Annotated in this window: 22 protein-coding genes; 8 read left to right on the top strand and 14 right to left on the bottom strand. The window is 61.4% G+C overall.

Translation table 11 applies throughout. The features are described 5' to 3' along the window. Positions 1–43 precede the first annotated feature (43 nt). On the top strand, positions 44–1,345 hold the full coding sequence (clcB, locus tag ACJ8IP_RS03095; protein ID WP_047026177.1) for a voltage-gated ClC-type chloride channel ClcB: 1,302 nt from the start codon (positions 44–46) through the stop codon (positions 1,343–1,345). Here the strand turns inward: clcB and ACJ8IP_RS03090 are convergent. Continuing rightward, on the bottom strand, positions 1,342–1,734 hold the full coding sequence (locus ACJ8IP_RS03090) for a helix-turn-helix domain-containing protein (RefSeq protein WP_072627190.1): 393 nt from the start codon (positions 1,732–1,734) through the stop codon (positions 1,342–1,344). The genes clcB and ACJ8IP_RS03090 overlap by 4 nt on opposite strands. Positions 1,735–1,803: 69 nt before the next feature. Between ACJ8IP_RS03090 and ACJ8IP_RS03085 the strand changes: the two genes are divergently transcribed. After that, positions 1,804–2,298, top strand: coding sequence for a DUF2938 family protein (locus ACJ8IP_RS03085; RefSeq protein WP_072627189.1), 495 nt, complete (start codon positions 1,804–1,806; stop codon positions 2,296–2,298). Positions 2,299–2,303: 5 nt separating this feature from the next. Here the strand turns inward: ACJ8IP_RS03085 and bioD are convergent, their stop codons facing one another. The 3 genes from bioD to ACJ8IP_RS03070 all read right to left on the bottom strand — a co-directional run bounded on the left by bioD (position 2,304) and on the right by ACJ8IP_RS03070 (position 5,381). After that, a complete protein-coding gene (gene bioD / locus ACJ8IP_RS03080; RefSeq protein WP_033642979.1) occupies positions 2,304–2,969 on the bottom strand; it encodes a dethiobiotin synthase in 666 nt (221 codons plus the stop codon). A 144-nt stretch (positions 2,970–3,113) separates the two neighbouring features. After that, positions 3,114–4,331, bottom strand: a complete 1,218-nt coding sequence (gene mlc / locus ACJ8IP_RS03075) for a sugar metabolism global transcriptional regulator Mlc (RefSeq protein WP_164106336.1) — start codon at positions 4,329–4,331, stop codon at positions 3,114–3,116. Between the two features lie 159 nt (positions 4,332–4,490). Then, positions 4,491–5,381, bottom strand: coding sequence for a LysR substrate-binding domain-containing protein (locus ACJ8IP_RS03070; protein ID WP_033642977.1), 891 nt, complete (start codon positions 5,379–5,381; stop codon positions 4,491–4,493). Positions 5,382–5,528: 147 nt separating this feature from the next. On the opposite strand from ACJ8IP_RS03070, the gene ACJ8IP_RS03065 reads away from it, so the two are divergent. Continuing rightward, entirely contained in the window at positions 5,529–6,797 is a 1,269-nt protein-coding gene (locus tag ACJ8IP_RS03065; RefSeq protein WP_169539675.1) for an MFS transporter, read from the top strand. Between the two features lie 50 nt (positions 6,798–6,847). Here ACJ8IP_RS03065 and ACJ8IP_RS03060 read toward each other — a convergent pair whose 3' ends face one another. Then, complete coding sequence (locus ACJ8IP_RS03060) at positions 6,848–8,134, bottom strand: glycoside hydrolase family 10 protein (RefSeq protein ID WP_164106338.1); 1,287 nt, start codon at positions 8,132–8,134, stop codon at positions 6,848–6,850. 126 nt (positions 8,135–8,260) lie between these two features. Beyond that, positions 8,261–10,057: a glycoside hydrolase family 3 protein gene (locus tag ACJ8IP_RS03055; RefSeq protein WP_164106340.1), complete on the bottom strand. Its 1,797-nt coding sequence runs from the start codon at positions 10,055–10,057 to the stop codon at positions 8,261–8,263. Positions 10,058–10,423: 366 nt separating this feature from the next. Here ACJ8IP_RS03055 and tus point away from each other — a divergent pair, with 366 nt between their 5' ends. Next, a complete protein-coding gene (gene tus, locus ACJ8IP_RS03050; protein WP_033642973.1) occupies positions 10,424–11,362 on the top strand; it encodes a DNA replication terminus site-binding protein in 939 nt (312 codons plus the stop codon). On the opposite strand, the gene ACJ8IP_RS03045 is transcribed toward tus, so the two are convergent. The 5 genes from ACJ8IP_RS03045 to ACJ8IP_RS03025 form a co-directional block, all read right to left on the bottom strand. Next, positions 11,352–11,720, bottom strand: coding sequence for a VOC family protein (locus ACJ8IP_RS03045; protein ID WP_028128189.1), 369 nt, complete (start codon positions 11,718–11,720; stop codon positions 11,352–11,354). The two genes, tus and ACJ8IP_RS03045, sit on opposite strands and share 11 nt — an antisense overlap. A 90-nt stretch (positions 11,721–11,810) precedes the next feature. Beyond that, entirely contained in the window at positions 11,811–12,500 is a 690-nt protein-coding gene (locus ACJ8IP_RS03040; protein ID WP_042784422.1) for a helix-turn-helix transcriptional regulator, read from the bottom strand. 61 nt (positions 12,501–12,561) lie between these two features. Beyond that, the gene (fumC, locus tag ACJ8IP_RS03035; protein WP_047575931.1) at positions 12,562–13,959 is read right to left on the bottom strand and encodes a class II fumarate hydratase; all 1,398 of its coding nucleotides are present in this window, start codon (positions 13,957–13,959) and stop codon (positions 12,562–12,564) included. A 228-nt stretch (positions 13,960–14,187) separates the two neighbouring features. Continuing rightward, on the bottom strand, positions 14,188–14,520 hold the full coding sequence (locus ACJ8IP_RS03030) for a hypothetical protein (protein WP_042784419.1): 333 nt from the start codon (positions 14,518–14,520) through the stop codon (positions 14,188–14,190). Positions 14,521–14,553: 33 nt separating this feature from the next. After that, positions 14,554–14,820 carry a hypothetical protein gene (locus ACJ8IP_RS03025; RefSeq protein ID WP_164106341.1) on the bottom strand — a complete coding sequence of 89 codons (267 nt, stop codon included), beginning with the start codon at positions 14,818–14,820 and terminating at the stop codon, positions 14,554–14,556. A 176-nt stretch (positions 14,821–14,996) separates the two neighbouring features. On the opposite strand from ACJ8IP_RS03025, the gene manA reads away from it, so the two are divergent. Together manA and ACJ8IP_RS03015 are read left to right on the top strand one after the other, a co-directional pair. Next, entirely contained in the window at positions 14,997–16,175 is a 1,179-nt protein-coding gene (manA, locus tag ACJ8IP_RS03020) for a mannose-6-phosphate isomerase (protein ID WP_046898452.1), read from the top strand. A 141-nt stretch (positions 16,176–16,316) separates the two neighbouring features. After that, on the top strand, positions 16,317–17,849 hold the full coding sequence (locus ACJ8IP_RS03015) for a YdgA family protein (protein WP_072627185.1): 1,533 nt from the start codon (positions 16,317–16,319) through the stop codon (positions 17,847–17,849). Between the two features lie 45 nt (positions 17,850–17,894). On the opposite strand, the gene ACJ8IP_RS03010 is transcribed toward ACJ8IP_RS03015, so the two are convergent. Beyond that, entirely contained in the window at positions 17,895–19,049 is a 1,155-nt protein-coding gene (locus tag ACJ8IP_RS03010; RefSeq protein ID WP_164106343.1) for a serine hydrolase domain-containing protein, read from the bottom strand. A 103-nt stretch (positions 19,050–19,152) separates the two neighbouring features. On the opposite strand from ACJ8IP_RS03010, the gene ACJ8IP_RS03005 reads away from it, so the two are divergent. Beyond that, positions 19,153–20,058, top strand: coding sequence for a LysR family transcriptional regulator (locus ACJ8IP_RS03005; protein WP_033650491.1), 906 nt, complete (start codon positions 19,153–19,155; stop codon positions 20,056–20,058). A gap of 29 nt (positions 20,059–20,087) precedes the next feature. Here the strand turns inward: ACJ8IP_RS03005 and ACJ8IP_RS03000 are convergent, their stop codons facing one another. After that, positions 20,088–21,224, bottom strand: coding sequence for a class C beta-lactamase SRT-3 (locus tag ACJ8IP_RS03000; protein WP_033642964.1), 1,137 nt, complete (start codon positions 21,222–21,224; stop codon positions 20,088–20,090). Positions 21,225–21,430: 206 nt separating this feature from the next. On the opposite strand from ACJ8IP_RS03000, the gene ACJ8IP_RS02995 reads away from it, so the two are divergent. Beyond that, complete coding sequence (locus tag ACJ8IP_RS02995; RefSeq protein ID WP_033650493.1) at positions 21,431–22,312, top strand: LysR family transcriptional regulator; 882 nt, start codon at positions 21,431–21,433, stop codon at positions 22,310–22,312. On the opposite strand, the gene ACJ8IP_RS02990 is transcribed toward ACJ8IP_RS02995, so the two are convergent. After that, positions 22,309–23,340 carry a Mal regulon transcriptional regulator MalI gene (locus ACJ8IP_RS02990; protein ID WP_033650494.1) on the bottom strand — a complete coding sequence of 344 codons (1,032 nt, stop codon included), beginning with the start codon at positions 23,338–23,340 and terminating at the stop codon, positions 22,309–22,311. The two genes, ACJ8IP_RS02995 and ACJ8IP_RS02990, sit on opposite strands and share 4 nt — an antisense overlap. Positions 23,341–23,516: the final 176 nt, after the last annotated feature.

The raw sequence follows: 23,516 nt of genomic DNA, 5'->3' as shown, positions 1-23,516 counted from the left end.
TGCGCTGATGACCCTTTGATTTTTCTCACGACGCCGCCCACGCATGAAAAGATTGGTCCACCTGCACCACTATCGCGCCCTGCTGCGCAGCCTGTTTATCGCCGTGTTTATCGGCGTCGCCGCCGCCCTGGCGGTGTGGCTGTTTCACCGTTCGATGATTGGCCTCGAGTGGCTGCTGCTCGGCAATGCCGACGGCAGCCTGGTGGCCGCCGCCGCCGCGCTGCCCGGCTGGCGACGCGCGCTGACGCCCGCGCTGGGCGGTCTGGCGGCGGGCCTGCTGCTGTATATTCACCAGCGCTACCGCCACCAGCGCCCGGCGGCGCCCACCGACTATATGGAAGCGATTGAGACCGGCAACGGCAAGCTGGATACCGGCGCCAGCCTGGTGAAGTGTCTGGCGTCGCTGCTGGTGGTGTCGAGCGGCAGCGCCATCGGCCGTGAAGGCGCGATGATCCTGCTGGCGGCGCTGGTGGGATCGCTCTTCGCCCAGCGTTTTACGCACGAGAAAGAATGGAAACTGTGGGTGGCCTGCGCCGCCGCCGCCGGGATGGCCAGCGCCTACCATGCGCCGTTGGCGGGCAGCCTGTTTATCGCCGAGATCCTGTTCGGCACCCTGATGCTGGCCTCGCTCGGCCCGGTGGTGATCGCCGCAGTGAGCGCCCTGCTGATGACCAACCTGCTCAACGGCGGCCAGGCGCCGCTCTACCTGGTGACGCCGCTCGCCGCCCCCTTGCCGACGCAATACCTGCTGATGGCACTGGTCGGCGTGGTGGCCGGCGCCGGCGGGCCGCTGTTTTTGTGGTTGATGACCGCCAGCGGCCGCGCCTTCCGATCGCTGCGCCTGAAGCCGCCGTTGCAGCTGGCGTTGGGCGGCCTGATCGTCGGGCTGCTTTCGCTGCTGTTCCCGCAGGTGTGGGGCAATGGCTACAGCGTGGTGCAGGCGCTGCTGATCGCGCCGCCGGGGGTGTTGCTGCTGGGCGCGATCCTGGTGTGTAAACTGTTGGCGATCCTCGCCAGCAGCGGCTCGGGCGCGCCCGGCGGGGTCTTCACCCCGACGCTGTTCGTCGGCGCCGCGCTCGGATCGATAATCGGTCAGCTGTTCGGCCTGTGGCCAGGCATGGATGCGGCGGTGCCGCTGCTGCTGGCGCTGACCGGCATGGCCACCCTGCTGGCCGCCACCACCCATGCGCCGATCATGGCGGCGCTGATGGTGTTTGAAATGACCGGCGAATACGCGCTGCTGCCCGGCATTCTGCTCGCCTGCGTGATCGCCACCACCGTGTCGCGCGGCCTGCGGCCGATCTCGGTGTACCACACGGCGCCGCTGCCCAAACGCGAGGTTTAGAACTCACCCTGCTGCAATATTTTCCTGAACTGCGGGCACTGCAGGTGCTCGGGTTCAGGGCAATCGACCATGTGCCGCAGCCCGTCGCGCACCTGCATCAGGCGCTGGATATGGCGATCCAACTCATCCGCCCGCGCCGCCAGCAACACGCGATCGAGCGCGATTTTGCCCCGTTCGTCAAACAAGGCGCTCATCTCATCCAACGTAAAACCGGCCAGGCGCGCGAGGGCGATCAACCGCAGTTGATCGAGCACCCCGGCGGCGTATTGACGGCGCAAACCGTGGCGGCCTATCGACGCGATCAGCCCCTTTTTCTCGTAATGCCGCAGCGCAGAAGGCGCGACTCCGCTCAGGCGCGCCACCGCGCCGATATCCAGCTCTTTTGCCATTGACTTGAAGCCGACTTTAAGTTGCACACTGTGCGCACCTTATCACGTCACTGAGCCAAGGACACCCCTATGACCCCCGATTTGTTATTGCGCATTCTGTTAACCGGCGCCGGCGCCACCCTCTGCATGGATTTGTGGGCGTTGCTGCTGAAGCGGCGCTTCGGCATCCCTTCCCTCGATTACGCGCTGGTGGGCCGCTGGTTTCTCGGCATGTTCGACGGCCGCTGGTTTCACGCCACCATCGTCACGGCGCCGCCGCGCCAGGGGGAGAGAAAAATCGGCTGGATACTGCACTACGCCATCGGCTTGGCGTTCGCCTTTATCCCGCTCGGTTTGGCGGGCATCGAGTGGTATGCGGCGCCGGAACCGCGCATCGCGCTGTTGAGCGGCTGGCTGAGCCTGGCGGCGCCGTTTCTGGTGATGCAGCCCGCGCTGGGCTTTGGCGTGGCGGCGGCGAAAACCGCCAATCCGCGCAGAGCGCGGCTTCTCAGCTTGATCACCCATACTGTGTATGGGCTGGGCCTGCTGATCGCCGCCCGGTTGTTGGCGACGTTCTGCGCCTGAATGGGCTACAGCAACGTGGAAATATCGAGGTAGTGCGCCAGTTCGCGCTGCTCCGCGCGCGGCAGATACGGAATTTCACCCAGCAGCGGCGCGGAAATGCGCTGCTGCAGCGCCGTGATGGTTTCGGCATAGTGCGCCAACCCCGGATTGATGCGGTTGGCCACCCAGCCCAGCAGCGGCAGGCCGTCGTTGATGATCGACTGCGCGGTCAGCAGCGCGTGGCTGACGCAGCCCAGCTTGATGCCCACCACCAACACCACCGGCAGCTGCTCCTGCACCACCCATTCGGCGTACGGCCGCAGATCGTTCATCAGCACGCGCCAGCCGCCGCTGCCCTCCACCACCACCGTATCGGCTTTGGCGGACAGATCGCGCAGGCCGCTGCTCATCAGGCCGTAGTTGATGTCCTCGGTGGCATGCGCATGAAACACCTCATCCAGACAGGTGATGGGATTGATCTCCTCATAGCACAGCGGCAAGGTGGAAGAGGCCTGCAACACCAAAGCGTCTTTATTGCGGATGCCCTCGCTGGTTTCCTGGCAGCGCGCGGCGATCGGCTTGTAGCCCGCGACCGAGCGGCCATCGGCGGCCAGCGCCTGCATCAACCCGCGGGAAACCACGGTTTTACCGACGTCGGTATCCGTGCCTGTCACAAATAAACGCTTCAACATGAATAAAATGCCCCAGAATGCCCCGTTAACAATGTATCGCCGCACCGGCGGCGAAGAAGTCTTGCGGAAAAATTCTAGGGGATGCCGTCACGTAGGGGCTTGAGGTAGCTCAATCTTTTGCGGGATTAATAAGAAGTTCTGATGTTAGCCTTGCAGCAGCTGCACCAGCAATGAACCGTTATACAGCGCCTCTTTCACCAGCGCCGCGCCGGGCATGGTGCCCTGATTGAAGAACTGCGTGGATTCAACCTTGACCTGCTCGCTGTAGGCCGGCAGCGCCTGCTGGCGAATGCAGGAGGCGATGGCCGGGTGCAGGATCTCCGCCGCGCGGTTGAGCGGCGAACCCACCAGGATCTTCTCCGGATTGAACAGGTTGACCATGATAGCCAGAATGCGCCCCACGCTGTGGCCGACGCCGAGGATGATGTCCCGCGCCAGTTGATCGCCCGCCAGCGCGGCGTCGCACAGCGATTCAACGGTCAGCGGCGCGCCGTGCAGGCTGGAGCTCATTGAGCCGCTCAGCCGCTGCTGGGCGATCTCCAGCATGTTCTCGATGCTGGCCACGGTCTCGAGGCAGCCGTGGTTGCCGCAGTAGCAGCGTTTGCCGTAAGGATCGACCTGGGTGTGGCCGATCTCCACCACGCTGTGGCTGCCGGCATGCAGCACGTGGCCGCCGGTGATCACGCCGGCGCCGACGTTGTGGTCGATCACCACCTGAATCACGTTCTGGCTGCCGCGCGAGGCGCCGTACAACGCCTCGGCCATGGTCCAGGCGCTGATGTCGTGTTGCAAATAGACGGGCAGACCGGTCCGGGTTTCCAGCGCCGGGCCGAGCGGCATCTCCAGCACGTCGTAAAACGGCATGCGGTGCACCACGCCGGACTGCACGTCGATAATACCCGGCAGCGTAATGGCGATCGCCGTCAACCGTTCCAGCTTGCTTTGATGGCGAATAAAGAATTGATCGACTTCGGTCAGGATGAGTTTCAGCAGCGGTTCGGGATCTTCGGCCGCCAGCGGCAGCAGCTCTTCCACCACCAGTTTGCTGCTCAGATCGCGCAGCGCCAGCGTGATGCTGCCGCGGCTGATGCGGGCGGACAGGTAGTGCCAGGCCTCGGTGTCCAGCACCAGCCCCACCGCCGGGCGGCCCCGGCTGCCGATTTCCTGGTACTCGGTTTCCTTGACCAGATGGGCTTCCAGCAGTTCGCGCACGATCTTGGTGATGCTGGCGGGCGCCAGCTGTGCGCGTTTTGACAGTTCGATGCGCGAAATCGGGCCCAGTTGATCGATTAGCCGATAAACCGCCCCCGCATTGGTCTGTTTGATTTGATCAATATGCCCAGGCTGCCCAACCGCAATCACAAACCGGCTCCTACTATTTTTCGCGCTTCTAAATAAAGACTAGGGGTTATGGTGGGGCTTTTGTCATACAGCGTCAACTATTTGATTCGTTATGTGATTTGCTGCACAAATTCCTCGCAATTTCAGCGCGAATTGATTTTTATTTGCCCAATCTCAACGTCATTTCAGCATCAACGCCATCAGCGCCTGTGCCGCGGCGGTCAGCGGCCGTCGGCGGTGATGCACCAGCCACACTTCGGTCGTGGCGTCCGGCTCCGCCAGCGGCAAATAACGCACGCCGTCCACCCGCACCCGGGCGAAAGATGCCGGCAGAATCGAAACCCCCAATCCGGCGGAGACCAAACCGATGATGGTCATCGCTTCCCCCACTTCCTGAGTGATATACGGGGTAATGCCGGCCTTGCCGAGCAGCAGCAGAATTTCGTCATACAGCGCCGTGCCCACTTCGCGCGAGAAGAACACGAACGGCTCCTGCGCCAGGTGTTGAAAACGCAGCGCGCCGCCGGGCGTTTCCGCCAGCGGATGCCCCTCCGGCACCACCGCCAGCAGCGGTTCGCGCAGCAGCAGCTGATAGTGCAGCGCTTCCGGCAGCCGCGTGTTGCGCATCACCCCCAGATCCAGCTCACCGTTCAGCAGCGGTTCGATCTGCTGTTTGGTGTTGATTTCGCGCATCTTGATATGCACCTGCGGAGAATGCTGACGGAAAGCGCGCAGGCTGCGCGCCACCACGCCGATAAACGGTGCGGAAGAGGTAAAGCCGATGGTCATTTCCCCCAGTTCGCCGCGATCCAGGCGCGCCGCCTTTTCCGCCGCGCGGCCGACCTGATCGAGCACCTGATAGGCTTCTTTGAGGAACATCTCCCCGGCCTGCGTCAAGCTGACGTTGCGGTTGTTGCGCGCCAACAGCCGTGCGCCGACCATATCCTCCAGCGCCTGGATTTGCTGGCTGAGCGGCGGCTGGGAGATACGCAGCCGCTCCGCGGCGCGGCCAAAATGCAGCTCTTCCGCCACGGCGATAAAGTAACGCAGGTGTCTTAACTCGATATTCATATTTAAAAAGTCTTAATTGTAATTATTAATATATTAGACAAAAAAATCGCCGCTCCCTATCATTTTGTTATCTGCAAAGTGTCTGTTTATCTCCCCGAAGTTCGGTAAGGAAACGCTGTGACAACCCCTGTGCGTTCTGCGGCCGTGATGCCGTCGACGCTGGCCGCCAACGATGACGCGGCCGCTGCGCCAAAAGTAAAACGCTCCACCCTCAACAACAAACTCCCCTATATCGAACGCGGCACGCCGCAGTTTATGCGCGTAACGCTGGCGCTGTTTTCCGCCGGGCTGGCGACCTTCGCGTTGCTTTACTGCGTGCAGCCGATCCTGCCGGTGCTGTCGCAAGATTTCGGCGTCTCGCCGGCCGAAAGCAGCCTGTCGCTCTCGGTCTCTACCGGCCTGCTGGCGATCGGCCTGATGTTCACCGGGCCACTGTCCGACGCCATCGGCCGCAAGTCGGTGATGGTGGTGGCGCTGTTGCTGGCGGCAGTCTGCACGCTGATTTGCGCCTTTATGACCAGCTGGCACGGCATTTTGCTGATGCGCGCGCTGATCGGCCTGTCGCTGAGCGGCGTGGCGGCGGTCGGCATGACCTATCTCAGCGAAGAGATCCATCCCAGCTTCGTCGCCTTCTCGATGGGGTTGTACATCAGCGGCAATTCGATCGGCGGCATGAGCGGCCGCCTGGTGACCGGGGTGTTGACCGACTTCTTCTCCTGGCGCGTCTCGCTCGGGGTCATCGGTCTGTTCGCCCTCGCCGCCGCCTTCATGTTCTGGCGCATTCTGCCCGCTTCGCGGCATTTTCGCGCCAGCTCGCTGCGCCCCCGCACGCTGCTGATCAACTTCAAACTGCATTGGCACGATAAGGGGCTGCCGCTGCTGTTCGCGGAAGGCTTTCTGCTGATGGGCAGCTTCGTCACCCTGTTCAACTACATCGGTTATCGCCTGCTGGCGGATCCTTATCACCTGAGCCAGGCGATCGTCGGCCTGCTGTCGGTAGTCTACCTCACCGGCTCCTACAGCTCGCCCAAGGCCGGGGCGCTCACCTCGCGCTTCGGGCGCGGCCCGGTGCTGCTGGCGTCGATCGTGATTATGCTGATCGGGATTCTGATTACCGCATTGCCGCAGGTGCCGGCGATCTTTATCGGCATGATGCTGTTCACCGCCGGTTTCTTCGCCGCCCACTCGGTGGCCAGCAGCTGGATCGGCCGCCGTGCGCGCCGCGCCAAAGGCCAGGCGTCGTCGCTGTATCTGTTCTGTTATTACGTCGGCTCGAGCGTGGCCGGGACCCTCGGCGGCGTGTTCTGGCACAGTTTCGGCTGGAATGGCGTGGCGGCGTTCATCAGCCTGATGCTGTTGCTGGCGCTGCTGGTGGTGCATTACCTGAAGCGCCTGCCGGAAGCGGCGCGCCTGTGAATAAAAAAGCCGCGGTGGATTACCGCGGCTCGCTATGCCAATGCCGGTGATTATTGACCGGTTTTCCAGCGGGTGCGCAGGTACTCCACGGCCTTATCCGTTTGCGGCTCGGTCAGATAACGTTGCCGGAACAGGATGGTTCCCCCCATCCCCGGCAAGCTCTCGTTGAGATCCAACTGCCTTTTCAGCTCGGGAACGCCGCCGTCGACGGTCCATGCCGGTTCGCTCGCCGATGGCGTGCCCACTTTATACATCGCCACCCCGGCATAAAGCCGAACCGGCGTGTCTTTCACCACCTCGGCCCACCAGTTGGCCAGCACGTCATAGCGGACTATTTCACGATCGAAAGGCCAGTACAGCTGCGGTGCGATGTAGTCGAGCAGCCCCAGTTTGACCCACTGGCGCGTATCGGCATAGGCCGCATCGTACGATGGCGCGCCGGCCTGAGTCGCCGAGCCGGCGGGATCGTCCGCTTTGTTTCGCCAGACGCCCGCCGGGCTGACGCCAAACGCGACAGCGGGCTTTAGCGCCCTGACGGTGGCTGAAACCTGTTTTATCAATTGCAGCGTATTGTCTCTTCGCCAACTGGCCTTGTCTGCAAACCCTTTGCCGTATTCGCGATACGTCTTTTCATCATCCAGCGGCGATTGCGGCGTCTCATAATAGAAATAATCGTCAAATTGAATGCCGTCGACGTCATAGTTTTTGACGACTTCGGCCACCACGCCGGTGATCCAGTTGCGCACATCGGGTAAGCCAGGATCGAGCGCAAAGCGGTCGTTGGCCGTACGTATCCAGTCGGGATGCAGCGCATAGACGCTGGCCGGCGGAGACTGCAGCGTTTGATTAAGGGCATCAATCGTTTGCTTCCGGGTATTCATGGAAACCCGATAAGGATTCAGCCAGGCATGCACTTTGATGCCGCGCCGGTGCGCTTCTTTCAGCATAAAGGCCAGCGGATCGTAACCCGGATCCTGGCCCACGGTGCCGGTCAATACCTCCGACCAGGGCAAGATGTCAGAACGCCACAGGGCCGTTCCGTCCGGTTTAACCTGAAAATACACCGTGTTAATCCCGGTTTTCACCATGTCGTCCAGTGCGTCCGTCAGCGCCTGCTGCTGCAGGCGAATTCGCTCTGGCGCGGTTTCCGCTTTCAGGGAGGCCGCCGGCGGCCAGTCCAGCCCCATGACGGTGGCCAGCCAGATGCCCCGCATCGGTGTGACCGGCGGTGCAGGCTGCGGAGGCTTTTCCGGCTCAGGGGGTTTGGCGCATCCGCTCACGCCCAGCATGGCGGCCATCAACAGCCATCCGCCTAGTTTTGTTGCGCCTGTCGGCATAAATGTTCTCCTTCCGTGAGTGACGGTTATCCCATGTCGTATCGTGCAGAGCAAGAAACCGCCCGCTTTATCAACGCTATCCCGCGACCAGCGTCGCCCTTTCTGACGACGCCGGTACTTGTCCCATTACCAGCTCAGCCCCGTCCCGCGAGGGAACGCCACCTTGCCCGTATTGGTTTCCTCATCGTAGTCATGCCAGGTGTTGACCGGCAGTTTGCCGTGCGGTGTGATTTTCCCCGTCAGCACGTGCGCCAAAGCGATCATCGAAGGGCCACGCCATACGCCGCTGTCATACCCGTAGTAAGAATAGGTGGCGACGGCAGCATCCACGTCTGCGGCATAGTTCACGATATCGTAAGGCGCGCGCAATGAGAGGTGAACGCGTTTTTTCCCCTGCTCAGCGGCGTATTTCAACCAGCCCGGGTAAGGGCTGCTGTCATTACCCGATCCGGTGGCGGCGGTAACGACGCCATCCTGCTCGGCAGGCGTAAAGCGGGTCGAAAGCGTGCCGAGCAGGAACACGTCGCAATCGGCAATATGCGCCCTGATTTGGGCATCGCTCAGTTCCGTTTCCTTCGCGGCAACGACGTTCTGGTAGCCCTCCTGCGCCATCACGTTAGCGATGCCTTTGGCCTGCTCACCCCACGGGGTCAGGATAAAATAGCGCAGCGCCTTGTCTTTCAACGGCAGCAGGCTGTGGCGGTTAATGACCACGGTAATGGAGCGATCGGCGATGCGTTTTTCCAGCTCATGCGCTGAGGACGAAACGCTGCTGGAACAAGGGGCTTCGCGATGCCCCATCAGGTGATGGCGCAATTTGAGGCGCAAAATGCGCTCGACCGAAGCATCGATATCGGCCTCGCTGAGATGCCCTGTTTTCACCCGGCCCGCAAGGTAACGAATCAGGTCCGGCAGCAGGTTAGCCTGGGCCGGCGAAGCGATGCTGACAGGCATCAGGGCGATATCCACCCCGGCGGCAAAGACGTTTTCAGCCGCCCCTTGCTGGCTGAAATGCTCAGCAATCGCCCCCATATCCAGCGCATCTGAAATCGTTACGCCGGCATAACCCAGCTCATCGCGCAGGATGCGGGTCTGAATTTCATGCGACATGGTGGCCGGCACCGTGATTTTTTCGCCGCTGCGGGTGTCGATCTGGCGGTTATCCAGCGCGGGGTACTGAATATGCGCGGTCATGACCATGTCCGGCGCCGCACAGCGGTCAATGGCCTGTTTGTAAGGCGCGATATCGATGGCAAACGCCTCTTCCCGCGTACGGTCGACGCGCGGCAAACCGGTATGCGAGTCGGTGGAGGTGCTGCCATGGCCAGGGAAGTGTTTGTAAGCGGTGATCAACCCCTGGTGCTTCATCCCCGCCACCATTTTCTCGGCCAGGTGGGAAACGGCGTTCTTATCATCGCTGAAGGCGCGAACGTTAATCACCGGGTTGAACGGGTTGGTGTTGACGTCCACAACCGGTGCAAAGTTGGTATTGATATGCAACGCGCGCATATCCTGGGCCATCAGTTCGCCCTGTTCAACGGCGAGCTGTTTATCCGCGCCGCCCTCAATCGCCGCGGCGAGCGCCATATTGCCGGGGAATGAGGCATAGTCGCCGCGCGGCAGCCGGAAAACGTTACCGCCCTCGTTATCCGTGCCAATGAACAGGCGGATGCCGGCGTGGGTTTTCATCGCGGCATACCAGGCCGTTAACGTATTGATCTGCTGCTTATCTTTCAGATTATTGGCAAACAGGATCACCCCGCCCACATGGTTATCGGTGATCAGCTTGCCAATGGCTTCATCGGGAACGGTCATATCCTGATTGCTGCTACCGTTCCGATCCCAGTAGCGAAAATCCAGCATGATTTTTTGCCCGATCTTCTCTTCCAGCGTCATGTTTTTGACTTTCTGTTTAATATCCACAGTAAACCTCCTGTTAAAGCACCCGTTAATGACAGAAGAAAAGATAACCCCAAGGGCTCATAGCGTCCTGCCATTCTGTTTGTTCCAGCGTTTGGACAACGGCAAACGGGAAATGGATTAAACAGAAGACAAACGAACAGGAAAAAATCCATCAATGAATCAAAACCATAAGAAGAGCAGGTTTATTTTCGACAATCACACTTGCCCGCATGCGTAGCAGACGAGCGAGAGAATTCCCCCTGCTGCCCGCCCTATTTCCCCCTGGTAAGCCGGGTGGGCAGTTAAGCCGAGTATTGTCCCATTGCCGATGTTGCCCCCAGTCCGCTACTCCCCTATAGTATGTTGTAACTAAAATAGGGGCATATGATGAGCAAATACGATGTGATTGGCCGGATGAACGCCTGCTTTGCCGAACTGGAGCAAGCCCTCGGCGCATTGCAGCAGCAGATAACCCCGCTGCGGCTGCTGGCGGCGCGGGTGTTCAGCCTGCCGGAGGTAGAAAAAGGCCAGGAACATCAGGCCATTTCGCATATCGCGGTCGAGCAGCATGTGGGGCAAGCGGCGCGCGATCTGGCGCTGGAACACTATCAGCGGCTCTTCATCCACCATAACCGTGAGAATGTCAGCAGCAAGGCCGCCGTGCGCCTGCCCGGCGTCATCTGTCTGGCGGTGGAGCAACCGGAGTATCAGGCGCTGCAGGCGCAGCTGGCGCTGATCAACCGCCTGAAGGGCGAACTGGAGCAGATTATCACCGTCGATTCCGGCCTGGCGCCGGAGCAGCGTTTCGAATTCGTGCACACCCATTTGCACGGGCTGATTACCCTCAGCGCCTACCGCACCCTCACCGCCCTGACCAATCCCGACTCGGTGCGCTTCGGCTGGGCCAACAAGCACATCATCAAAAACGTCAAACGGGACGACATCCTGGCGCAGCTGGAGAAAAGTCTGAAAGCCGGCCGCGCGGTGCCGCCGCACAGCCGTGAACAGTGGGCCGCCCTGGTCAGCCGCGAAATAGACGATGTCAGCCGTCTGCCGCAGCATGCGACGTTGAAAATCAAGCGGCCGGTCAAAGTGCAGCCGATCGCCCGCGTGTGGTATCAGCAGCAGCAAAAGCAGGTGCAACACCCCTGCCCGCTGCCGCTGATCGCCCTGTGTCAGGTTGAAAGCGGCGCTGCGGTGCCGAAGATCGGCGAACTGCTCAACTACGACGCCGACGCAGTAAAGCATCGCTACAAACCCGACGCCAGGCCGCTGCGGCTGCTGGTGCCGCGCCTGCACCTGTATACCGACGGCACTACTCGCTGAGGGCATATACCCGCAGGCGATGACCGTCCGGATCCCGCGCCACAAAGGTGTAGCCGAATTCCATTTCGGTTGGCGTTTGCTCGATAGGCAGCCCGAGCTCGCGCCACTGGTTATAGCGCGCCTCCACCTCTTGCGGATCCTGGCATAAAAAGCCCAGTTCACCGCCGCCGCCGGTCAGCGTGGCGGCGGGTTTTACCCCCTGTTTGGCCCACATCCCGAGCTTGAAGCCGTTGTTGAGCACGAACAGGGCAAAGCCGGGAGAAAGCTCTACCGGCGCCTGCCCCAGCAGGCGTTGATAAAAGGCGGCGCTGTTGAGCGGGTTATCGACGTAAAGCAGGGTCATGCTGGGAAGGGTCATCGGTCTGTCCTCTGGGTGATGGGAACCGGTTGGTTCCCGATAGGCACAGACTAAAGGAGGCGACTGACAGTTTATGGCAGCAGCGTGTCGTTATTGTTCCGCAATGCCTTCGCTCAACCGCCACTCTTTCAACAGTCGCCGCCGGCCATGCGGATAACGCTGTTCAAGCGGCGTGGCGGCCTGAATGCGATCGAGGCGAAAATGACGAAAGGCCTGACGCAACTCACACCAGGCAACCAGCATCTGGAACTGGTCGAAAAAGCCCAGCGCAAAGGGCCACAGCAGGCGTTCGCTGCGCTGCCCCGCCAGGTCGAGATAGTCGATATGCAGCTTGCGCTCGCGGCGGATGCTGTCACGGATTAACACCCGCATCTCATCCGCCACCGGCGGCGACTGAGCCGGTGCGATAAGCAGCGTGTTGGCCTCCAGCTCCTCCCGCAGCGCCGTCGGCAGCACGTCGGCGATCTTGGCGAGCGCCTGGCCCGCGGCGCTCGCCAACTGGCTGTCGCCGCGGCGGCTGACCCAGCGCATGCCCAGCACCAGCGCTTCTATTTCCGCTTGCGAGAACATCAGCGGCGGCAGCATAAAACCGGGGCGCAGCACATAGCCGAGCCCCGCTTCGCCGACGATCTCCGCTCCCTGCTGCTGCAGCGTGGCGATATCGCGGTAAAGCGTACGCATGCTGATGCCCAGCGTCTGCGCCAACGCATGGCCCGCCACCGGATAGCGGTGGCTGCGCAGCAGCTGCATCAGATCGAGTAAACGTTGTGCGCGCGACATCTTAATTTCTCCATAAAAAAGGGGCTTACCTCAGTAAGCCCCCGGTTGCCTCACAGATCAATTACTTCTGCATGCTGCCGACCATCGCCTCCGGGCGCACCCATTCATCGAACTGCGCTTCGGTCAGATAGCCGAGCTTCAGCGCCGCGGCTTTCAACGTCAGCCCTTCCTTGTGCGCTTTCTTGGCGATTTGCGCCGCTTTGTCATAACCGATATGGGTGTTGAGCGCCGTCACCAGCATCAGCGATTCATTCAGCAACTGGGTAATGCGATCGCGGTTCGGTTCGATGCCCACCGCGCAGTGCTCGTTGAAGCCCTGCATACCGTCGGCCAGCAGGCGGATCGACTGCAGGTAGTTGTGGATCACCATCGGGCGGAACACGTTCAGCTCGAAGTTGCCGGAAGCGCCGCCGATATTCACCGCCACGTCGTTGCCCAGCACCTGCGCGCACAGCATGGTCATCGCTTCGCACTGGGTCGGGTTGACCTTGCCCGGCATGATGGAGCTGCCCGGCTCGTTCTCCGGGATAGAAATCTCGCCGATGCCGCAGCGTGGGCCGGACGACAGCCAGCGCACGTCGTTGGCGATCTTCATCAGCGAAGCCGCCAGCCCTTTCAGCGCGCCGTGCCCCTGCACCAACGCATCGCAGGTCGCCAACGCTTCGAACTTGTTCGGCGCGGTGACGAACGGCTGATGGGTCAACTCCGCCAGCGCTTTAGCGACGCGTACGGCATACTCCGGATGGGTGTTCAGGCCGGTGCCGACCGCCGTGCCGCCCAGCGCCAGCTCGGCGATGTGCGGGATGCTGTCTTCGATGTGTTTCAGATTGTGCGCCAGCATCGCCGCCCAGCCGGAGATTTCCTGGCCCAGGGTCAGCGGCGTGGCGTCCTGCAGGTGGGTGCGGCCGATTTTGACGATGTCGCGGTAGGCTTCGGCCTTGTCGCTCAGCGTCTTGTGCAGCACTTTCAGCTCGGGGATCAGGTGCTCGCGCAGCGCAATCACCGCCGCCACGTGCATCGCGGTGGGAAACACGTCGTTGGAGCTCTGGCTTTTATTGACGTCGTCGTTCGGATGCACCTTGCGCTCTTCACCGCGCACGCCGCCCAGCAGCTCGCTGGCGCGGTTGGCCAACACTTCATTCATGTTCATGTTGGTCTGAGTGCCGGAGCCGGTTTGCCAGATGGACAGCGGGAACTGGTCGGCATGGCTGCCCGCCAGCACTTCGTCGGCAGCGTTGATGATGGCGGCGCCCCGCTCGGCCGGCAGCAGCCCCAGGTCCACGTTCACCTGCGCGGCGGCGCGCTTGGTCAACGCCAGCGCATGGATCAGCGCGGTCGGCATCTTTTCGGAGGAAATGCGGAAATGCGCCAATGAGCGCTGGGTCTGTGCGCCCCACAGCTTGTCGGCCGGTACTTCGATGGGGCCCATGGAGTCTTTTTCGATACGAACGCCTGCCATCATTGTCTCCTTAGCATAATTCCTAAAATTGTAGGGTTAGACCGACGCGCTACCCCCCGTCGGCACGCATTCCCAGTATAGTGACATAATAACTATTCGCATTAAGAGAGTTATCTCACAGCACGATTCATCTCTTTTACCCATTCATGACGCGGTTATTTGCCGTCGGTTAACCCGTGCCGAAATAAAGACGAAGAAAGAACCGGGATAATAAACGCGGAGATGAAATTAACGCGCGTGACGCGAATTAAAATTATTGATGCGCTGCGCCTGTAAGTGATTGAGTTCATCGATCCGCTGCTGTTGCAAATGATTGATCTCATCGTAGGCATCCTGCCGTTCATTATGGCGATACGCCCCGGTCGCCACCGCGCCGGCGGTGAGCGCCAGCGGATGCGCCACGGGTGCAGTCACGGCGGGAAGCGCGACCGGTGCGGGCGCAACGACGATCGGCGCCGGCGTTATCACCACGGCGCGCGGGGCCGCGTAGGGATAGGTGACGATCACCGCCCCCTGAGCCGCCCCGGTGCAAAGCCCCAACAACAGCAACCATTTTTTCATGCAACAGACCTCTCATTTCGTTAAATCGACTCGTTAACGGCTACGGTAAAGCGGTCTGTCGTTCAGGTTTAAGCTCGGCGTGTGATCGCCCGACTTGGCGCAAAAATAATAATAAGGGAATGGCTCAGAAGGTAAAAAATAAATTCCGCCGACATACTTTGACACGCCGATAAATAAATAATGACGTAGAAAGCCTGCGCTGTCGGCAATAATTTCTTTCCCTCCCATCAACGATCGATTGGCGGATTTGCCGGGCCCTCTTGAGGCCGGTGAGCCATTTGAGACGCCGATCGTTATCACGCTATACTCTGGCCGCGTGGCCGGACGCAACCTTATCCGGCGTTGTTTTGATCGCGCCCATGAGGGTTCCTGCCGACGCGGGCGTATGATGGTTGTCGGCACAGATGAAGCGAATCTTATAAAATCAGTAAGTTATTGCCATTAGTGCGGCAATGACGCAAAGGACGTTTATCGACATGCAAAAAATGACCAACGCGGTACAGAATTACGCCTGGGGCAGCCACGATGCGCTGACCCGTCTTTACGGCATCGCCAACCCGGATAATCAGCCGATGGCCGAACTGTGGATGGGCGCGCATCCCAAGAGCCCTTCCCGCGTGCCCGGCGCCGATGGCGCACTGCGTTCGCTGCGCTTTCTTATTGATGAAGACCAGCCAAAGCAGCTGGGCGCTGACGTCGCCAGCCGCTTTGGCGAGTTGCCGTTCCTGTTTAAAGTGCTCTGCGCCGATCAACCGCTGTCGATCCAGGTCCACCCGAGCAAAGCGGCGGCCGAGATCGGCTTCGCGAAAGAGAACGCCGCCGGCATCCCGCTGAGCGCCGCCGAACGCAACTATAAAGATCCCAATCACAAGCCCGAGCTGGTCTTCGCCCTGACGCCGTTCCTGGCGATGAACGGCTTTCGCGAACTGGCCGATATCGTCTCCCTGCTGCAACCGATCGCCGGCGCGCACCACGATATCGCCACCTTCCTGCAGCAGCCGGACACCGCCCATCTGTCTACCCTGTTCGCCAGCCTGCTGACGATGAGCGGCGAGCAAAAGTCGTTGGCGCTCGGCGTGCTGAAAGCCGCGCTCAACAACCAGCAGGGTGAACCCTGGGATACCGTGCGCTTCATCGCCGGTTTCTATCCGGACGACAGCGGTCTGTTCTCACCGCTGCTGCTGAACGTGGTGCAGCTCGCGCCGGGCGAGGCGATGTTCCTGTATGCCGAAACGCCGCACGCCTATCTGAAAGGCGTGGCGCTGGAGGTGATGGCCAACTCGGACAACGTGCTGCGCGCCGGCCTGACGCCGAAATTTATCGACGTGCCCGAGCTGCTGGCCAACCTGCAGTTCCGCCCGCAGCCGGCGTCCGGCCTGCTGACCCAACCGGAGCGGCGCGGCAACGAACTGTTCTTCCCGATCCCGGTGGAAGATTTCGCCTTCTCGCTGCACGATTTGACTGCCGCGCCGCAGGCGCTCGCACAACGGAGCGCGGCTATCGTGTTCTGCGTCAGCGGCGAAGCGACGCTGGAAAAATCCGGGCAGCGCCTGACGCTCAAACCGGGTGAATCCTGCTTTATCGGCGCCTTCGAATCGCCGGTCAACGTCAGCGGCAGCGGCCGCATCGCCCGGGTTTATAACCAACTGGCCTAACCGTTGATAAATTTCAGCAAATTGCTTGCTGAAAGCGAGAGCTGCCCCCACAATTAAACGCCTGCGGGCGTTTTTTGTCGGCCCACATTTGCCCCCTCCCTCGCAACGGAGGGTTATAAGAAAAAAGGATGAAACAGAGCTATGAAAAAATCGTTAGTCGCTGTCAGCGTCATTGTCGTTCTTGGCGCAGCATGGACCGGGGCATCCTGGTACACCGGGAAACAGATCGAGCAGCACATGGGCGAAGTCGTCGACAACGCCAACGGCCAACTGAAAGCCTACCTGCCGAAAGCCGGCGTCAAGCTGAGCTATGAAAATTACCAGCGCGGCCTGTTCAGCAGTAAAGTGCGTTATGTGCTGCGTTCCGACGGCACGGATACCAGCGAAAACGCGGCGCTGAAAGCCGGTGAAGAAGTGGCGTTCCTGGAAACCATCGATCACGGTCCGTTCCCGTTCGCGCAGCTGAAAAAATTCAACCTGCTGCCGAGCATGGCGTCGGTGCATACCGAGCTGGAAAACACCCCGGCGGTGAAAGGCCTGTTTGAAACCACCAAAGGCAAATCGCTGTTTACCGCCGATTCGCGCATCTCGTACAGCGGCGATACCGCGTCCACCATCGACTTTATCCCACTGGACTACCAGAAGGATAAATCTTCGCTGAAATTCAGCGGCGCCACCATTGACGCCGACGTGTCCCGCGATCTGAAAAAAATCGCGCTGGACGCCAATAGCGACACTATCGTGTTCGCCAGCCCGAACGAATTCGGCCAAAACGAGCAGATCACCTTCCAGGGCTTCAACCTGAAAGGCAACAGCAACGAAAGCAAGTTCGGCGTGAAGCTCGGCGATCAGACGATGACCCTGAAGCAGTTCAAACTGACGATCGACGGTAAAGACACCGTGGCGTTGGACGGTTTCAATCTGGTGAGCAAGTTCGGCGAGCAAGGCAGCAGCAATATCGGCGGCCAGATCGATTACACCATGGACGCGCTCAAGGTGCAGGGCAACGACTTCGGCGCCGGTAAACTGACGCTGAAAATCGACAACGTCGACGGCAAGGCGCTGAAAGACTTCTCCGACAGCTACAACCGCCAAACCATGGCGCTGCTGCAGCAGGGCGAGAACCTGGATCCGGACGTCTACGAACAGCAGACCTCCGAGATGCTGCAAAAGAACCTGCCGCTGCTGCTGAAAGGCAACCCAAGCCTCAGCATCGCCCCGCTGAGCTGGAAAAACAGCAAGGGTGAGAGCATCTTCACGCTGGATCTGGCGATGACCGATCCGAGCAAGGCCGCCTCCCCGGCACAGTCGCCGGATCAAGTGATCGCTCAGGCGGTTAAAAAGCTGGATCTCAGCCTGACCATTCCGGAAGCGATGGCTACCGAAGTGACCGCGAAGACCGCCTTGTTGCAGGGTTACAATGAGGAAGACGCGCAGAAACTGGCGCAGCAGCAAGTGCAGGGCCTGGCTGCCATGGGTCAGATGTTCAAGCTGACCACCCAGAAAGACGGCGTGATCGCGAGCAAGTTCCACTACGCTGACAATCAGGTTGACCTGAACGGCAACAAAATGTCGCTGCAGGAGTTCATCGGCCAGTTCGCCATGCTGGGCGCCCCGGCGGAAGACGCTGAACCGGCGCAGGAAGCGGAACCCGCTCCGGCACCGGCGCAGTAATCGCCTGAAAGCCTGAACAAGGGCCCCCTGTGGGGCCCTTTTTATTTATGCCGCATAAACCGCATCGCGGATCTGCTGCGGGTAGCGGCCGCACATGCCCTCAAATGCGGTATTGGTCAAGACGACTACGCTCAGCTGCGCCTCTGGATCAAAGAACCAGCTGTGGCCGTAAACGCCGCCCCAGGTCAGGGTACCGGCATGCTGCGCCGTCTGCGCAGCGTCGGGATCCACCAGCAGCGCGCCGCCAAAGCCGAAGCCCCAGCCCGGCCCTTGCGTTTGCGCCTCGGCGCCGACGTGCGGGTGACGCAGCAACGCCACCGTATCCGGTTGCAAAATGCCCTGCCCGCCGCTGCGCAGCGCCTCCACCAGCCGCAGCACGTCGTCGGCATCACCGACCATGCCCGCGCCTCCGGAGGGATAGGCTCCGACGTTAAGCGCGCGCGCCGGCGAGAACGTCACTTCTCCCCCCGCCATGCCTTCCGGCAAGGCGATCCGCACGCCTTCCGGCATGCGCCGCGGCCCCTGCGGCGTATTGTAATAAGGCGTCGCCAGGTTAGCGGCATGGGTCGCATGGAACGCGGTATTGCCGAGCCCCAGCGGCCGCGCCACCCATTCGACAAACAGCTGCGGCAGCGGCATGCCCGTCACTCGCTCCAGCACCGCGCCGAGCACGTCGATCGCCAGCGAATAGTTGAAGCGCGCGCCCGGTTCCGACAGCAACGGCGCCTGCGCCAACAGCCGCAGGTTTTGCTCCAGCGTCAACGTCGACAGCTCCACGCCGTCCTGAATGCCCAACCGATGATACACCCCCGCCGGCGGCTGATTCAGACGATAGTCCAACCCGGCGGTATGGCTCAGCAAATGACGAATCTTGATCGTCGGGCGCCGGCCGTCGGCCAGCGCCGGGGTAAACCACGGCAGCCAATCGCTGACCGCATCGTCCAGGCTCAGCTTGCCTCGTTCAATCAGGCGCAGCGCCGCCAGCGTGGTGTAGGGCTTGGAAACCGACGACAGCCGAAACTGCGTTTCTCGCCGCATCGGTTGCCGCGCTTCGCGATCGGCATAACCGGCCGTACCGGCGTAGCAAATTTCACCCCGCCGCGCCACCAGCACCACGCTGCCCACGATGCGCCCTTCGGCCATCGCCTGTTGATCGATCGCCGCGATCCGTTCTGTTAACGCCCGTTGTTCTGCCGACATGATTTTTATCTCGCTGAGGGAAAGTAAAAATCAGTCTAAAACGTTCGTCATAAATTAAAATAAGGCATAATTTAATGAATCATTAAGCACAGGTTATTGATAGATGAGTTCACTCCTGCAGCTGCTGCCCTATTTCGAAGCCGTCGCGCGGCTTGGCAACTTCACCCGCGCGGCCAACCAACTGGGCGTCACGCCGCCGGCGGTGTCGCAAAACATTCAGGCGCTGGAGAATCAGCTGGGGGTGCGCTTATTCCACCGCACCAGCCGCTCGGTGCGCCTCAGCGACGAGGGCCGACTGTTTTACCAGAAGGTCTCGCCGGCGATGAACCAGATCGACGTGGCGGCGGACGACGTGCGCGCCCTGGGCGCGCAGCCGGCGGGCCTGCTGCGCATCACGCTGCCGCAACTGGCTGCTTCGCTGCTGGTGATGCCGCACCTGGCGGAGTTTCAGCGGCGCTATCCCGAAGTGCAGCTGGAGCTGTTTACCGAAGACCGCTTTTCCGATCTGGTGCTGGGCAGTTTTGATGCCGGCATTCGCATGCACGCCATGCTGCAAAAGGACATGATCGCCGTGCCGATCGACAACGGCCAGCGCCGGGTGCTGGTCGCCTCACCCGATTATCTGACGCGTTGCGGCGCGCCGGCCACGCCGGACGATCTGCTCGCGCACCATTGCCTGCGCTACCGTTTTCCCGGCAGCGGCAAATTGGAGCCCTGGTATTTCAGTCGGCACGGCGATGAGCGGGCGCTGGACGTCAGCGGCAGTTTGATCTTTAACGAAGATCGGCTGATCAAGGATGCGGCGTTGGCGGGCCTGGGGATCGCGCAACGTTTTCAGGGCACGGTGGTGCAGGAACTGGCGCAGGGCGATCTGGTGGAAGTGCTGCCAGAGTATGCCAGCGAGGCATCGGGATTTTTCATCTACTTTCCCGCCGGCAGGCATCTGCCGCTCAAGCTGCGCGCCTTTATCGATTTCATGCGCGAGCGGCGAGAGCGACAGCACCGGTAACAAGGGCGCCCCGACGGCGCCCCCCACGATCAGCGCTTATCCAGCGCTTGCACGATGCGGTAAGCCGCCTCGACCCGATCGTCGTTCGGGAACCATTTGTTGGCCAGCATCACCACGGCGATATTTTTCGCCGGGATAAACACCGCGTAGGTGGAGAAACCGCCGGTCGAACCGGTTTTATTATACCAACCGGCGCGCAGCTCCGGCTGCGGCGGCGTGATGGCGGTGGCCGGCGTGCCGTTCATGATCATCCCGGCGTTGTTGCCCTCGATCAGCCGCGACAGTTTCACCGGGTACGGGTAGTTCTCCCACATCAGATCCTGCGTGAACACGCCCGCTTTGTAATAGCCGACGTGCGTGGCGGCCAGCGCCTCGCGCCACGGCTGCGCGACCTTCGCCTGCTGCAGGTTGGCGTCCAGGTAACGAATCAGATCGCGGGCGTTGGATTTGATGCCGTAAGATTCGGCGTCCAGCGGGCCGGGATTGACGCGCACCGGCTTATCGTCCTTGTTGTAACCCTGGGCATAGTTGGCCATCTGCGCCGCCGGCACCTGAATGTAGGTGTGGCTCATGCCCAGCGCCGGCAGCATGCCCTGCTCCATGGCCTGGATAAACGGCCGATCGAGGCTCTTGGCGGCGATCATGCCCAGCATGCCGATACCGAGGTTGGAATAGACGCGGTAGCTGCCCGCCGGGTGCTTCGGCTGCCAGGCCCGGTAGTAAGCCATCAGTTGGGCGTTGTCGGTCACGTCGTCCGGCACGAACAGCGGCAGGCCGGATGTGTGGGTCGCCAGATTCAGCAGGCTGACGCCGTCGAAGGCGCTGCCGCGCAGCTCAGGCAGATAATGGCTGGCCGGATCGCTGAACGACAGCTTGCCCTGCTGCTGCGCATAGACCGCCAGCGTCGCGGTGAAGGTTTTGCTCAGCGACCCCACTTCGAACAGCGTCTGCTCGGTGATCGGTTTGCCGGTCTGTTTCGAGGCGACGCCATACGGGTAAATCTGCTGTTTGCCATCGACCGATACGGCGATCGCCATGCCCGGCACGCCGTATTTTTTCATCAGCGGCTGAATAACGGCGTCGATATCCTGCTGCTGCGCGGCGTGCGCGGTCGGCAAGATCAGTGCGGCGATCAGCGCGGCCGCCAGGCGGTTCATTTTCGTCATGATAGAGGCTCTTCGGTTGCAGGGCATCGGCCGCGGCCAAAAGTTTTTATTGGCGTTGCGCACGGCGCACTCCCTGATGGATGATGTCATTCCTTTACGGGCTCCGCCAATCTTGCGGCAGCCGCGCCAAATATCGGTTTTTGCCGCCGGGTTGACAAGCGATAATAATTTCAGCCAGCATAAAGAAAAACTTATGGCTATCAACAATGCGCAACCGACTTCCCCTCAACGCCCTGCGGGCGTTCGAATCCTCCGCCCGCCACCTGAACTTCACCCGCGCCGGTCTGGAGCTGCGCGTCACTCAGGCCGCCGTCAGCCAGCAGGTGCGCATGCTGGAAGAACAGCTGGGCATTCAGCTGTTCCGCCGCCTGCCGCGCGGGTTGGATCTGACCGAAGAGGGCCAGGCGCTGCTGCCGGTGTTGAGCGACGCTTTCGATCGCATCGAGGCGGTGTTGCAGCAGTTCGAAGGCGGGCATTTCCACGAAGTGCTGACGGTGGCGGTGGTCGGAACCTTCGCGGTCGGCTGGCTGATGCCGCGGCTGGCGGCGTTCCGCGCGGCGCATCCGTTCATCGATCTGCGGGTGCTGACCCACAACAACCTGGTCAATCTGTCGGCCGACGGCATGGATTTCGCCATCCGTTTCGGCGAAGGTTTATGGCCCGCCACCCGCAATATCAAGCTGTTCGACGCGCCGCTGACGGTGCTCTGCTCGCCGGCGGTCGCCGCGCGGCTGCATACGCCGCAGGATCTGCAGCACGAACTGCTGATGCGCACTTACCGCCAGGATGAATGGGAACGCTGGTTCACGGCTGCGCAGGTGACGCCGTGGCGAATCAACGGCCCGGTGTTCGACTCATCGAGGCTGATGGTGGAAGGCGCGCTCCAGTGCGACGGCGTGGCGCTGGCGCCGGTCAGCATGTTCCGCCGCGAACTGGCCGCCGGCGCGCTGCAGCGGCCGTTCGCCGCCGAGGCTGCGCTCGGCGCCTACTGGCTGACCCATTTGAAATCGCGGGATCTGACGCCGGCGATGAAGGCTTTTATCGGCTGGATTTGCCGCGAAGCGGAAGAGGAACAGCGGCGGGACTAAGCGGAGCCGCGCCGGATCAGCGTCGGCGGCAAAATGACGTTCTGCGCCGGCAGATCGGCGTCATTGATGCGCTGCAGCAGGCGCGCGGCGGCGCTGCGCCCCACTTCCCGCGCCGAGCTGGAGACAAAGGTCAGCGGCGGTTCGGTCAGCTCGGCCTCCGGCACGTCGCCGAAACCGATCAGCGCCACCTGCCGGCCGTAGTAGGCGTCGACCCCGTCCGAACCGATGCTGCGGCCGCTGCGCGTCAGGCCAAAATAGGCGCCAAGCGCCACCGACGCCTTGTGGCAAACGACAGCGGTGATATTCGGGTAGTGGCGCAGCAGCTGTTCCGCCGCTTCCGCCGCCTCACGCTGCCGGCAATCGCACTCGACGATCCATTCGCTGCGAAACGGCAGGCCGTACTGCAACAGCGTGGCGCAAAATCCGCCCAACCTTTCGGCGCGCGTCAACGAGTCGCTCTGGCCGCCGAGATAAGCAATCTGGCTGTGGCCGCGTTTGATCAAAAATTCGGTGGCCAGCTTGGCGGCCTGCATATTGTCCGGCCGCACCACGTCCACGCCCTCGAGACCGCTGGAGCGCGCCACGCATACCAGCGGCACGCCCTGCTCGGCCGCCTTTTCCTTCAGCCCGGCCGCCGCGCGGATGCCGCCCGCCAGCACGATGCCGTCGACGCCCTGCGCCAGCAGCGCGTCAAACGCCCGCTGCAGCCCCTGACCATCGCGCCCGCTCTGGGTTAAAAACAGCAGTTTGTCGTGCGCCTCCAGCGCTTCGCTCAGCCCGGCGGTCATTTCGGCATAGAAAGGTTCGCAAATGTCGCGCAGGATCAGGCCGATTACCCCGGATTCGCCGCCGCGCAGCGTCGCCGCCTGGCGATTGCGCACGTAGCCCAACTGCTCAATCGCCTGATTGACCTTCTCGACGGTGGTCGGCGAAATCCGCCCCTTGCCGCTCAATACCAGAGAAACCGTGGTGACCGAAACGCCCGCCTGTTGCGCTACATCGGTAATGGTGATCTTTTTGATGCTCATAGTCTCTGCGAACCCGTTCCTGGGCAACCCGCGCCGTAGTGATCAAGGGTATACCGAATCCGTCAACGCAGTAAAACGTTTTACTGCCCGCCGCATTGTCGCCAAAAACCGGGCGACAGATTTGTGATTGGCGGCGCATTTTTGCTAGGTAAAACGTTTTATCTTCTTTTTACCTA

The organism is Serratia sp. CY52157 (assembly GCF_052168495.1).
In the GTDB taxonomy this organism is placed as follows: Bacteria; Pseudomonadota; Gammaproteobacteria; order Enterobacterales; family Enterobacteriaceae; genus Serratia; species Serratia ureilytica.
The sequence above is the reverse complement of the archived record's forward strand: the minus strand, read 5'-3'. Positions and strand labels throughout refer to the sequence as shown.